This window comes from Limnothrix sp. HT2024, assembly GCF_059138625.1.
The window spans coordinates 2,139,329-2,152,500 of sequence record NZ_CM181121.1 but is presented as its reverse complement, the minus strand read 5'-3'; the positions used below and the strand labels follow the sequence as shown (position 1 = coordinate 2,152,500).

General features: G+C 56.3%; 9 protein-coding genes and 1 tRNA gene (1 of these 10 cut by a window edge). 6 read left to right on the top strand and 4 right to left on the bottom strand.

All coding sequences use genetic code 11. From position 1 onward, the window contains the following. On the bottom strand, positions 1-5 hold the start of the coding sequence (locus AC2IAX_RS08540) for a DUF975 family protein (RefSeq protein WP_494390171.1). It extends 742 nt beyond the left edge of the window; only the first 5 of its 747 coding nucleotides appear in the window; the start codon lies at positions 3-5; its stop codon lies off the left edge, out of view. 191 nt (positions 6-196) lie between these two features. Further along, positions 197-1,891, bottom strand: a complete 1,695-nt coding sequence (locus AC2IAX_RS08535; protein ID WP_494390170.1) for a CPBP family intramembrane glutamic endopeptidase — start codon at positions 1,889-1,891, stop codon at positions 197-199. Positions 1,892-2,498: 607 nt separating this feature from the next. On the opposite strand from AC2IAX_RS08535, the gene AC2IAX_RS08530 reads away from it, so the two are divergent. The 3 genes from AC2IAX_RS08530 (at position 2,499) to AC2IAX_RS08520 (ending at position 5,539) form a co-directional block, all read left to right on the top strand. Next, on the top strand, positions 2,499-3,224 hold the full coding sequence (locus AC2IAX_RS08530; RefSeq protein ID WP_494390169.1) for an alternative oxidase: 726 nt from the start codon (positions 2,499-2,501) through the stop codon (positions 3,222-3,224). Positions 3,225-3,424: 200 nt separating this feature from the next. Continuing rightward, positions 3,425-4,963, top strand: a complete 1,539-nt coding sequence (gene rsmB, locus AC2IAX_RS08525; protein ID WP_494390168.1) for a 16S rRNA (cytosine(967)-C(5))-methyltransferase RsmB — start codon at positions 3,425-3,427, stop codon at positions 4,961-4,963. A 354-nt stretch (positions 4,964-5,317) separates the two neighbouring features. Continuing rightward, positions 5,318-5,539: a hypothetical protein gene (locus AC2IAX_RS08520; protein WP_494390167.1), complete on the top strand. Its 222-nt coding sequence runs from the start codon at positions 5,318-5,320 to the stop codon at positions 5,537-5,539. A gap of 487 nt (positions 5,540-6,026) precedes the next feature. On the opposite strand, the gene AC2IAX_RS08515 is transcribed toward AC2IAX_RS08520, so the two are convergent. Further along, positions 6,027-6,098, bottom strand: a tRNA-Val gene (locus AC2IAX_RS08515). A gap of 135 nt (positions 6,099-6,233) precedes the next feature. Here AC2IAX_RS08515 and AC2IAX_RS08510 point away from each other — a divergent pair. Beyond that, positions 6,234-6,734, top strand: coding sequence for a hypothetical protein (locus AC2IAX_RS08510; RefSeq protein ID WP_494390166.1), 501 nt, complete (start codon positions 6,234-6,236; stop codon positions 6,732-6,734). 235 nt (positions 6,735-6,969) lie between these two features. Here AC2IAX_RS08510 and AC2IAX_RS08505 read toward each other — a convergent pair whose 3' ends face one another. Continuing rightward, positions 6,970-7,164, bottom strand: a complete 195-nt coding sequence (locus tag AC2IAX_RS08505; protein WP_099534869.1) for a hypothetical protein — start codon at positions 7,162-7,164, stop codon at positions 6,970-6,972. Positions 7,165-7,432: 268 nt separating this feature from the next. Here AC2IAX_RS08505 and AC2IAX_RS08500 point away from each other — a divergent pair, with 268 nt between their 5' ends. Both AC2IAX_RS08500 and rne read left to right on the top strand, forming a co-directional pair. Continuing rightward, the gene (locus tag AC2IAX_RS08500) at positions 7,433-10,090 is read left to right on the top strand and encodes a TIGR03960 family B12-binding radical SAM protein (RefSeq protein WP_494390165.1); all 2,658 of its coding nucleotides are present in this window, start codon (positions 7,433-7,435) and stop codon (positions 10,088-10,090) included. Between the two features lie 996 nt (positions 10,091-11,086). Continuing rightward, the gene (rne, locus tag AC2IAX_RS08495; RefSeq protein ID WP_494390164.1) at positions 11,087-13,168 is read left to right on the top strand and encodes a ribonuclease E; all 2,082 of its coding nucleotides are present in this window, start codon (positions 11,087-11,089) and stop codon (positions 13,166-13,168) included. Positions 13,169-13,172 lie beyond the last annotated feature (4 nt).

Below are 13,172 nucleotides of genomic sequence, written 5' to 3'. Positions count from 1 at the left end.
TGCATGGTGATAGACTCCACGACGTTGAAACCAAGCACCCTGAGCCGTCGCTAGATCTTGTAAATCTTGATGACACAAGGGTTTGGCCACAAGCTAGCACCGGACTCCTCAGGGGTCGTCCGATTGAATGAATTTTTAATGAATGGTTGAGAGCCTGAAGACTAGGGCTGGAGGCTAGATTGGCCGAGGGCCGTGGTTAACGACTGGAGAGCAGAATCAGGCTGGCGAGAGTGCCGCTGTTCCATAAACCGTGCAGCAGGATTGAGGACAGAAGATTGCGCGATCGGGCATAGACCACGCCAAGAACAATGCCCAAGGTTGTGAGCGGCAGGACTTCCGAGAGACTGAGGTGGGCGAGGGCAAAGATCAAGCTGCTGAGGCCAATGGCTCCCCATGGGGGTAGGTAGCGAGTCAGGGAAGGTAGCAGGAAGCCACGAAAGAGGGTTTCTTCAAACAGGGGAGCCGCGATCGAGGCGGTTAGGAAAAAGCAGGTGATGGCGACGGGGTCGCGGTTTTCGAGGACGATCGAGAGGATGGGATTGCTGCCCCCTTGTCCTTGCCAAATCTGCTGATTCGCCAGGGAAACAAGAATCACGATCGGGAGTGCAACACAGTAACCACCGATGCCCCAGGCCAGCCAGCGGCCATTTTGCCAGTTGAACTGAAACCAGCCTTCCGGTAGCGGGAGATAGGATTTGACGGCGTAGCGCAGGGTTAGAACGCTCCCGGCGGCCATGAGTCCGTAGCTGAAGAGGATGATGCCGGCTTGGGTTCCGCCCGTGAGGGTGTTGGGCTGGATGCCAAGGAGTTGCAGCCCGATCGAGCGGATCAAGGGAACAACAATCTGTCCGATCGCGAAAAAGCCAAGAATGAACACTTCCCAGATGGTTTCCCCCGTCCAGGGAACTGTCCATTGAACGGAGGCGAGGGACAGCAGTGAGTTAGATCCCTTCAGGAAGCGTTGCACCAGCAAGACGATCAGGCTAATGATGCCGCAAAGAAGGGCTAGGCTGGGGATGAGGTTAACGGCGGCCAGTTTCAACAGCAGAGACTCGGCTTGCAGGTTGGTTTCGGCAGCCAGGAGGCTGAGTTCAGCTGGTCGCTGTTGCAGGCGGTACAGTCTGGCCAAGCTGGCATTACGGAACCACCCCCCCAAAAATTGTCGAATATTGTCTTCAATGCCTTGGGCGATGGCGGGTGGCAACGCTGGGGCATTTGGGTTGGTGACTTGGTTGGTGATTTGGTTGCGATTTCCCCACAGCAAAGCCAGATTTTCCCGAATTTTGTCAAAATCACTCAGGAAGCTTTGGGGATCGATCGAGTCGGGCAAGGAAGATGAGAGGCGGGCAAGCTGCTGCCAAGTGGTCAATGCGGCGGCGGACTCTCCCAACCGGGCCTGGAGCAGGCCCAATCGCAGGTCTACGGCGGCCAGCTCGCGCAATTGTTGGGCTAGCCGATCGAAGTCAGAGTCTGGCCCCGCTGTGGCTAAATCACTGGCCTCAGAACTCACTTCAGAATTTGCCGATCGAGTGTTCGCCGGAGTGGTTAATTCGCGGATGAACTTTTCTGCATTTAAGGCTGCTTTTTCGCGAAAGGCTTGGTATTGCTGGCGAGCATCGGCAAAGGTGCGATCGCCCAACAGTTGCTGTCGCAGGACGGCGATCGGGTCGTCGGTCTCGGCCGGGCGATCGGGCGGTAAGTCCAGTTCTCCCGTGGCCCGCAACATCAGATTGATTTGATATAGCTCTAGACGGCTTTGGATCTGGGTTTGGGTGAAGCTGCCCACCAAGGACAACCCAGAAACCGACAAGGCCAACACGGTCAGCACCACTAAAACCAATCGCTTGAAATTTCCGCTTCCAGTTATTCCCGTCACAATGTTGCTGCCCACCGTTCAAATGCTGCTTTAAAGGCTGGCCAACTCGATCAATTCGACAAATTCGATGGCTTTGATCGCTCGATCGCCCGATCGAGACGATCCATGCAGAACTGCATAGCCAAATGTCATGGAATTTGGGAAATAATCAAAATTGTCCAGCCAAAGGTAATGAAACCCTTAACAGCTTACCTGGCCCTTACAAACTTATAAACCACGTTGCGGAAGCTAGTAATCCGATAAGTTCTGATAAATTCCGAAATCTTACTGAATTTATTTGTATCAGTTTTGTAATTTGTTAGGGTTTTTCGGAATTTCTTTAGCAATGCTCGATCGGGTGACTTGACAACTCTTTGGCCGGGGCGAGATTGCCTGAGTTTGCCTAACTCAGCCCTTTCATCCCTTCACCGCTCAGCTATTTCCCACAGCGGTCGTTAGGATCAAACCAGCTTAGGTCAAAGGCTGGCACGGCGTGACCATGGTGAGCGATCGAAACCCAAAACCAGCACTCAAAAATAGCACTGGTTCCTGAACAAGGTTGCTCGATCAAAATCTTCAACCACAGCTTCCTAATTCTCCCGTGCCGTAGCGCCTTGGCCTGCAACCTTCCTGGAGCAGCACCATGATTCGTTTGCTAGTTGGCATTCTTGTTTGGGTGATCAATGTTTTGTATAAAGATCGCCCCTATCCCCGGTTTTACGTGTTGGAAACCGTGGCCCGCGTTCCCTACTTTGCTTACATGTCCGTGTTGCACCTTTACGAAACCCTGGGTTGGTGGCGCAAGGCGGACTGGCTGAAGGTGCATTTCGCGGAATCTTGGAATGAATTGCACCACCTGCTGATCATGGAAGCCTTGGGGGGAAATCGGGTTTGGAGCGATCGCCTGATCGCTAAGTCTGCGGCCCTGGTTTACTACTGGATCATTGTGGGGGTGTATTTGGTGTCTCCCCAATCTGCCTACCATTTCATGGAACTGGTGGAAAAACACGCCTACGCGTCCTACAACAAGTTTTTGCATCAAGCGGAAGCCATGCTGAAGGCGGAACCTGCGCCGGAAATTGCCCAGCGCTACTACCGCGATGGAGATTTGTATCTGTTTGATGAGTTCCAAACGGCCCAAGTGCCCGAAAGTCGCCGCCCAATCATTGACAACCTCTACGATGTGTTTGTGGCCATCCGCGATGACGAAATGGAGCATGTGAAAACGATGCTGGCCTGTCAGCAGCCCCAAGATCAGGCCTGCTTGAGTCCCCATGAGGCGGGGAGTTTGACTGGCAAGGCCGCTGATTCGGTTGATTCGATCGCGTCGTCTTTGGAGATGACTCCCGATCGCCCGCAAATGGGTTAGTCATGGGTCAATCAGCGGTTATCGAATCGCGAATCATTGTGGGCTTGTGGGCCCGAACTATGACTGATCGCCACCGGTCGCCATTGGCTACTCATTAAATTCCCATCAACTTTCCCAGGCGGATCGGGTTTGCCCGGTTCGCCTGTATTCTGGACAATTCCCCTGTTCTCTACCTTTGCTCCCGTTGTTGGGTGTTTGTCATGGCTATGCAAGGTGCAACGCTTCCTAAAAATCGCGCCCTGGTGGCTCGCCACGCGGCTTTCACGGCCTTGGGGATGATTGAAGCGGGGGCCTATGCAGATGCGGCGCTCGATCGGGTCATGCGTCAGTATGGGGATTTGGACGGGCGCGATCGCCGGTTGGTGACAGAGTTGGTCTATGGTTGCACCCGACAGTTGCGGGCCCTGGACGGCTGGATCGATTGCCTGGCCACCCGTTCCGCCCAGGAACAGCCACCAACCCTCCGTAATTTGTTGCGATTGGGGTTATATCAGCTTATTTATCTCGATCGAATCCCAGATTCGGCCGCCGTGGACACCACCGTGGAATTGGCAAAATTCTGCGGTTTAAAGGGGTTGAGTGGGTTTGTCAATGGCTTGCTGCGGGGATACTTACGCCAAAAAGCTAAAAACCCGAACCCGCTGACCTCGGTGGCGGGTCTTGAGCCGGTGGAGCGGTTGGCCCAAACCTACAGTTATCCAAACTGGATTGTGCAAACCTGGCTTGATCGCCTGGGGGAAGCGGAAACGGAACAGTTATGCCAATGGTTTGACCAGCCCCCAACGATCGACTTGCGGGTTAACACCTTGGTGACCGATCGAGAAACGGTGATGGCGGCCTTAACGGCGGCCGGTGTGGCCGTCACCCCGATCGACCACCTGCCCAATGCTCTGCGGTTAACGGCCCAACGGGGTCATGGGGATGACCCTCTTGCAGAGACCAGCGGCACCGAGCCAGATTCCCGATCGGCCAATGCGCCGGACAATGGCCGGGCCTGGATCGCCACCCTTCCGGGCTATGGAGCCGGTTGGTGGACGGTGCAGGATGCCAGCGCCCAGTTAGTGGCTCTGTTGTTGGATCCGCAACCGGGCGAAACGGTGATTGATGCCTGTGCTGCGCCGGGCGGAAAAACAGCCCATATTGCGGCTCTGATGCGAGATCAGGGTCAAATTTGGGCGATCGATCGCGCTGGATCTCGCCTGCGGAAGGTGCAGGACACGGTACGGCGGTTGGGATTGCGATCGATTCGGACGGTGGAAGCGGACAGCACCGGAGGCAAAGCGCCCCTGGTCACCGCTGCCCGCAAGCGCGATCGATCTCGATCGAAATCGGAACAGCTCAGCGGTTTAGAGGAAGTGCCCACCCAGTGCGATCGCCTCTTGCTTGATGTGCCCTGTTCTGGCTTGGGGACGTTGCATCGTCGGGCCGATGCCCGTTGGCGACAGACTCCGGAAACCGTGGCCCAGTTGGTGCAAATTCAGCGAGATTTGCTCGATCGGGCCGAGGCTTGGGTGCGGCCCGGCGGCGTAGCCGTTTATGCCACCTGCACCGTGCATGAGCCGGAAAACGGAGCCATTGTCCGCGACTTTTTGCAGCGCCATCCCCACTGGGCGATCGAACCGCCCACCCCTGACTCCCCCTTGGCTCCCTTTGTGACCGCCGCCGGTTGGCTGGAACTGTGGCCCCACCATTGGCAAATGGACGGCTTTTTCATGGCCAAACTCCGGCGACAGCCATGAGATCCGTGAGATTTGCGAGCGGCGGCCACTATGTTTCAATGGATAGACGAACAAAATGATGGTCGCCGAAATTACTCATTATTAATTTTTGATTATTAATGGCAATTGTTGCGTTTTAGACGGGAATTTTAAGAATTGACTACTGATGAATTGACTGCAATTCCAGAACCAGTCAGGCTTTGAGCCAAAATTAGGGTGTCAGAGAGATCAGGGCAGGATCGAGCCAAGTGTAACGCTGTGAATCGATTTGTTGCATGACCTCGCGCAACAGCTATCGTCTTGTATCATTCCCTGCGGTTGGCGACTGTGCCGGTTATCTTATCAACATAAAGAAAACCTTAAGGAGGGTCTCTCATGAAACCTCTACTGATGCGGCAACTGTGGTCGGTGGTTGAATCGATCCAAACCAGCACCCTTTTGTCCTTGGATGATGACGGTCTGGTGAACTTTTTGGCCGATCGCCTCATGACCGGTTGCCCCGGAATCGATCGCAGCGATCGGGCCGAGCTGGATGGTTACCTGCAAGCCAAAGTTTCCCTAATTCGCGATTTAGCCAACGGGCGCTCAGTGGCTTAGGTGGCTTGCTCGATCGTGGTTCCTGAATCCATCACCCAGCATCTGCTCAAACTAAGCACATGCTCAGCAATCGAACAGCCGAACAATCGGCACAGCGATCGCTCCATGAACCAATCGCTCAATCATTGCTCAATCAATCTCTAACCTGCCAAGGTAGTGTTCAGGGCAGCGTTCAGAGTGGTCTGTGAATCTGGCTAAAACTGAATCTAGCTAAAACTGGCTCAAGCCTAGTCTGGTTCAGCATTAACTTGACTTAGCGGAATGGGGTATGACGCAATTACGAATTTCCAACAGCCGCCCATCAGCAATCATGCTCCAATGATGGACGGCTCAAGTACGGGGCTGGCAGTAACAGTACCGATCTTGAGTATAAAAATCTAAAGTCAGAATTTCCTAGAAAGCGCGACTGAGCAGCGCCATTCAACCTAGTGCTAGTGAATTAACTAAAGCACTGGTCTGAATAGCTGTTTTAAAGGTCTAAGAAAAATGGGCGGTATAGGATTTGAACCTATGACAGCCTGCTTGTAAGGCAGGAGCTCTACCGCTGAGCTAACCGCCCCTGAGGGGTTTGAGTCATTGTCAAGAACTTTGACCTCTGACCGGATAACAATATACCAGAGATTTGGAATTTTGCTACGGTTTAGATCGCTGAGATTGCAAAATTGTCCTTTCTGATTGATTCTGCCTGGCTCCAATGGATGGTCTGCCATTGCCCGCTTTGCCCGCTGCGCCGTTGCTTGCCCCGATCGCGATCGAGATTGAATCGGAACCTGGGCCGACGGTGGATAATTCTGGGAACTCACCGACCCCGCCCCTGACTGCAAGGCCGGTGCTCTGTTTGGAGCACGATCGGTGGCAATTGTTGGCGGAGGCGATCGACCAAAATTTGGAACGTCAAACCACCTGGGTGCGACCGATCGTGCTGGCGGAATACGCCGATCAACTAGCCCGGGAAGCTAGCGATCGTCCCCAAACGATCTATTCAGAAGAATATGCTGTGGATTTGGTGTTGCCGAGTGCCCTGTTCCGGGCGGCATTCGATCTGGAACTGCTGAACTTGCTGGCCCTGAAGCCCCATTGCTTGCCCAGCATTGAACCGGCGGCGGGCCGCATGGTTTTCCAAAAATTTGTGCGACTACTGTTCGCCCGCAAGCTCCCACCGATGCGGATCAGTGGGCCCCCGGAAGTCCGTTGATTAACCCTCACTGAGGTGTTGGACAAGGGGCGATCGGGCCCAAGGGTCAAGAATCGTATCGCGGTGGCTTTGATCAAGCTTGATCAAGATCGACGATCAAGGGCCTTTGAGATCCAAGAACTTGATCAACTCAATCCAGCGGATCGGTTCGACCAGAGATCCGATCAAAAAGTTTTGATCAGGTAGTTGCCATGAAGCTTAAGAGGAGCTTAAGATTTAGGCATCAATCTTTTGACTAAACGCTTGGAACCAGTTGGATGCGACCTTCATCCATCTCGCTCATGAGAAGTTCCAGCGCTTCATAGTCCGCATCTGAAACATAACCCTGGCGGGTTAACTCATAATTGATCTCGTTCTCGATATCGGGAGTCAGTTGGCGGAGATAGAGGGCCTTTTCCACCAACCGCCGGATTGCATGGGTTGCTTTCACGGTCAGCTCCTGTTAATTACGAACAGTTGGCTATTGGTTATTGTCGGTTGTTGGTGCGGGAGCTGATGCGATCGCGCCGCTTTTGTCTGCGTGATCTTTATCACCATCGCACGGATGCCCACTGACGATTGGAATTAGCCTATTCAACAAGCGACTTCCTTGGAATTGATCGCTGTGCCACTGTTTTGTCCGGATTGAGTTTGGCTGAATTTTGCCGAATTTGGAAATTTGCTCGGTACGATCAAACTGAGTCCACTGGAGAATGCCTGTGACCGTTGCTGTAGACCAACTGATCACGACTGAGATTAATCGCCCTGCCCGCTATCTGGGGAACGAACTGGGATCTGTCCACAAACCCTGGGAGTCGGCGACGGTGCGTTGGGTGCTGACCTACCCGGAAATTTATGAGGTGGGCGCGTCGAATCTGGGCCATGTGATCCTCTACAACATCATCAACGCCCAGCCCCGCCAACTGTGCGATCGGGCCTATTTGCCCGCCCAGGACTTGGCCGACAAGCTGCGAGCCAGCCAAACGCCGCTGTTTGCCGTCGAAAGTCGCCGGCCCCTGAGTGATTACGACATTTTGGGCTTTAGCCTCAGCTACGAGCTAGGCGCGACCAATATTTTGGAAATGCTGGACTTAGCCGGGTTGCCCCTGACTTGGGCCGATCGAGCCGATCGCCCGATCGCCGACTGTCCCTTAATCTTCGCGGGTGGGCAAACGGCTACCTCCAACCCGGAACCCTACGCGGATTTCTTCGATTTTGTGGCCCTGGGCGACGGTGAAGAACTGCTGCCGGAAATTGGCCTAGTAATTCAAGAGGGTAAAGACGCGGGCCTGAGTCGTCAGGAAATCTTGCTGGACTTGGCCCAAGTACCGGGGGTCTATGTGCCCCAGTTTTACGACATGGCGGCCGATGGGTCGGTGCATCCAGCCCGGTCCGATGTGCCGGCCCGGGTGTTGCGACGGGTCGCCACCCCCATGCCCCACTACTCGATCGGGCTGGTTCCCTACGTGGAAACGGTGCACGATCGGCTCACGGTGGAAATTCGCCGGGGCTGCACGCGGGGCTGTCGGTTCTGCCAACCGGGAATGCTGACCCGCCCGGCCCGCGATGTGGATCCCGAAGAAGTGATCGACGCGGTGGCCGACGGGATGCGAGCCACGGGCTTCAACGAGTTTTCCTTGCTGTCCCTCAGTTGCTCCGACTATTTGGCTTTGCCGGCCGTGGGCTTGGAGATTAAAAACCGGCTCCAGGGCGAAAATATTACCCTATCGTTGCCTAGCCAACGGGTCGATCGCTTTGATGAAAACATCGCCAACATCCTCGGCGGCACACGCCAAAGCAGCTTGACCTTTGCCCCGGAAGCGGGAACCCAGCGGCTGCGGGACATCATTAATAAGGGCTTGACCAATGAGGAACTGCTGCGAGGCGTAAAAACCGCATGGGAACAGGGTTGGGACAAAATCAAGCTCTATTTCATGATTGGGTTGCCGGGGGAAACCGATGCGGATGTGTTGGGGATTGCGGAAACCGTGCGCTGGCTCCAACGGGAATGCGGCAACCGGGGCCGTAAACGAATTCAGTTCACCCTGACGATCTCGAACTTCACACCCAAGCCCCACACGCCGTTCCAGTGGCATACGGTGTCAACAGCGGAGTTTTTACGCAAACAGGATCTCTTACGCCAGGAATTTCGGACGATTCGCGGCCTGAAGGCGAATTTCACCGATGTGCGCATTTCGGCCATGGAGGATTTTGTGGGCCGGGGCGATCGCCGGTTGGGGCCGGTGGTGCGCCGGGCTTGGGAGTTGGGTGCGGGGATGGATTCCTGGTGGGAAAGCCTCGATCGGGCCTTTGGGGCTTGGCAACAGGCGATCGAGGAAGCGGGCCTGCATTGGAAATATCGTCAGGTGGAAGCGGGCGAGTGGAACGCCTTTGGGGCAGGGGACGCGGCATCGGAGGCGATCGACCCGGCCACCCTGCTCGATCGCCCCTTGCCTTGGGATCACCTGGACAGCGGCGTGGATAAAAAATGGCTGAAAGAGGACTTGCAACGGGCCTTGGAAGCGGCCACGGTTCCCGACTGCTCCTTTGAGGGCTGTTCCCATTGCGGCGTTTGTGGCTATGACTTTGGTAATAACGTGGTGGTGCCGCCGCCCGTGATTCCCCAGTTTCAGGGGCACTTCAAACCCAACCAAACCCGTGCTCAACGGGTACGGCTGCGGTTTGCCAAGCGGGGAGAAATGGCCCTGCTGAGTCATTTGGATTTGATGCGCCTGCTCGATCGGGCGGTACGTCGGGCGGCGATTCCGGTGTCCTTTACGGGGGGGTTCCATCCCTCGCCCCGGATTGTGCCGGCCCATGCGCTCTCCTTGGGGGTGACCAGTGAGGGAGAAATTCTCGATCTGGAGCTAACCGAAGTGCGATCGTTAGCCCAGATCCAAGGGGAACTGGCGGCCCAGCTCCCGGCGGATTTGCCCCTGCTGGCGATCGAGGAAGTGCCCCTGAAAGATCCAGCGGCCAACCAACTGCTCGATCGCGCGGAATACGAAATCACCGTCACTGCCACCGATGGCGGGGCGATCGACTGGGCCGCAGCCTTGACCACCGTGCTCGATCGGGCCGAATGGCTCTGGGAAAAAACCACCAAATCCGGCAAAACCACCCAAGTGAACCTGCGCGATTGGCTCGATCAGGTGCAACTCATCGACCCCACCGAGCAACCCAAGGGCGAATCCGTCACCCTGCAATTTCGGGGCCTCTGCCGCAACGATGGGCAACAACTGCGGCCCGAGCATCTGGTCTGGCTACTGGAGCAGGCCACGGGCCAGGCCATTAGCCTAGTGCGATCGCACCGGTTGCAACTGCTGCTGGCGGCGACGGTGCGATCGGCCGAAGCCCCCGATTTGGCACTGGTTTAGGGCGGGGGCCCATCCATCGGGAGCCTTGTCCCCGGATGGCCGATTTACGCCAAAACCATCAACAAGTCTCGCAAATCATTGCAATTCGTAACAATTTGCGAGAAGAGTCGCATGATTCTAGTGAACCCCCCAGTTCTGTGCTAGCCACCTGCTACACTGGAGGGGACTGCTAGGCCATTGTCCCGGTGCGCGACACCACCAAAGACAAAGCCTCAGCAGCCGATCGCCTTCAAAATCAATCGAGCCAGGCATTTACCCAGAACGCGCTTAGTGCCCGTCCTCGATCGAGCGCCTGTGCAGCAGCGAAAATATCCCGAGCCACCGCCAATCCTCAGGAATTGCCTCGGCGATTGAATGCCGCCCACGAATCTAACCCTTTGCGGGCAACCACACCTCGGAGCCAAATTTGCTCTTGATGATGTCGGAAACTCGCAAGATGCAGGGTCAAGCTCGTAACATCTGCTCTGGCCAATCCCTGTTAACAAGTCGCCGGTTCCAGACTGAGTGAGAGTTGCTCAAGCTGTGCTGGATAGGGGGTTTTTAACAGGCCAACACATCCAACGTGCTTTGATCGAATTGTGTCTGGATCAAGTTGTCGATCGTCATTCAGTCGCAACCCTTTTGGGTCACAGGTCTCGATCAAAGCCCCATACCGGGGTCTCTTTGATTGATCGCGAGTTTGTTCGTTGGTTGGGTCATTCGCAGTTTGCCTCAGCCTTGACTCCTGCTTCTGGGCAATTCCCCGGTCGAGGTGAATGTCTCCGGTATTTTGAGCTGCTCGATTGAACCGAGAAATCAATCGATGCTGTGCTGCTCCTTGATGGATGCAGCCGCACCCCCTGTTTGCTTTTCTCGATCGAACCTGCATGAAGCGGTTGGTCAGCGAGCCTTCGATTAATTACTGTCTTATCCCCGGCGACGGTCGCCCCCTGCATCCTCTCGGCGGTGCAGTAGACCGCATGTGGCGATCGCCCGTGAGTTCCCAGAGGAATCTGCATGCCCAAACAAATCATCATCGCCGAACAGCACCGCATTGCTGCCGTTTTTAGCGAAGATCGCGTTCAAGAACTGATCGTGGCCACCGGCAGTCACCAGGTGGGCGACATTTACCTCGGGGTGGTGGAGAACGTGCTGCCCGGCATTGACGCGGCCTTTGTCAATATTGGGGACTCCGAACGCAACGGGTTCATCCACGTTTCCGACTTGGGCCCACTGCGGTTGCGTAAAACCGCCGGTTCGATTACTGAACTCCTCGCGCCGCAGCAAAAAGTCTTGGTGCAGGTGATGAAAGAACCGACGGGCAATAAGGGCCCTCGGTTGACCGGCAAAGTTAGTTTGCCCGGTCGCTATTTAGTGCTGATGCCCTTTGGGTCGGGGGTGAACCTGTCCCGACGGATTGAGCGCGAGAACGAGCGCCACCGACTCCGGGCCTTGGCAATTTTGATCAAGCCTGCGGGCATGGGGTTGTTGGTGCGCACGGAGGCCGAGGGCGTGGCCGAAGAGGCGATCATGGAAGATCTTGAAGCCCTGCAACGCCGTTGGGAATCGATCCAACAGGAGGCGGCTTCAACCCGTGCGCCGGCCCTGTTGGAGCGGGACGATGATTTTATTCAACGGGTGTTGCGAGAAGCTTATACCCAAGAAGTGAACCGGGTGGTGGTGGATTCCCACTCGGGGATGAAGCGGATTAAGCAGCAGGTGACCCTCTGGGCGGGCAGCAAAACCCTACCGGGCGTGTCGATCGACCATCACCGGGAGCGATCGTCAATTCTGGAATATTTCCGGGTGAATGCGGCGATTCGCGAAGCCCTGAAACCACGGGTCGATTTACCCTCGGGTGGCTACATCATCATTGAACCCACCGAAGCCCTGACGGTGATTGATGTGAACTCCGGGTCGTTTACCCGATCGGCTACGGCGCGGGAAACGGTGCTTTGGACGAACTGCGAGGCGGCCACGGAAATTGCCCGTCAGTTACGCCTGCGAAATTTGGCGGGGGTGATTGTGGTGGACTTCATTGATATGGAATCCCACCGCGATCGCCTGCAAGTGTTGGAGCATTTCAGCAAGGCCCTGAAGTCCGACAAGGCCCGCCCCCAAATTGCCCAGCTTTCCGAGTTGGGTTTGGTGGAACTGACCCGGAAGCGCCAGGGCCAAAACATCTACGAGTTGTTTGGTCGCGCTTGCCCCACCTGTGGCGGTTTGGGCATGTTGGCCCACCTGCCCGATGAGGCGGAGGATGCGGAACCGGTCAGCCTGTTGCCCAATGTGGAGAGTGGCGATCGCCGCAGTATTCCGATGCTGCAAAAGAGTCGATCGAGTGTTGGTAGCCGTCGCTCGGTTTCCCGATCGCGCGAACTCCCCCCGGCCGCTGCGATCGTCAGCCTCCCCAGCTTGGAAGATCCCTTACCTAACTTGCAAGATTTGGATCTGAGCAACCACCCCAACTATCAAGAGTCCCTGAATGGCAGCAACAGCCGTCGCCGTCGCCGCCGTCGTGGAGGGAATGATGAGCCGGTGAGTCGGCGTGGGGCGGCCAGTTTGCCGGTGGCGGCCGAACCGGAGGTGGATGAAGCACCTTTAGATCCGCCCACGGTGACCGCCGCTGCTGCCCAACCCAGCCCAGCCCCCGCCGCCCAAGGCCGCAATGGCCGACCGGAACGGAGCCGAGGGCGTAGTGCTCGGACTGCGGAACCTCGGGAAGCGGTGGCCGTGACCATGACTTCGGAGGAGCAAGAAGTTTATGCCTGGATGGGGGTGTCGCCGCTGCTGTTGAGTGATCGGCAGCCGGAAAACCCGGAAAGCGCGATCGTCTCGGTGCTGTTGCCAGGTCAAACGGCTCCGCCCGTTCCGGCTCCACAACCGGTGGCTGACTCGATCGAGCTGGCCGAAAAGGATAGCCCTGCCCCAGCCGCTGCGGAACCGGTTCCCACGGAATCGCTGCCTTTGAATATCTCCAATGGGCACGGGGCAGAGGATCCGCCCAGTGGCTTGCCGGAAATTGTGTCCGTCACGCCCGGCGGGGATGCCAACGGCCGACCGCGCCGCCGTCGCCGCCGATCGAGCACTCGCGCTTAGCCCC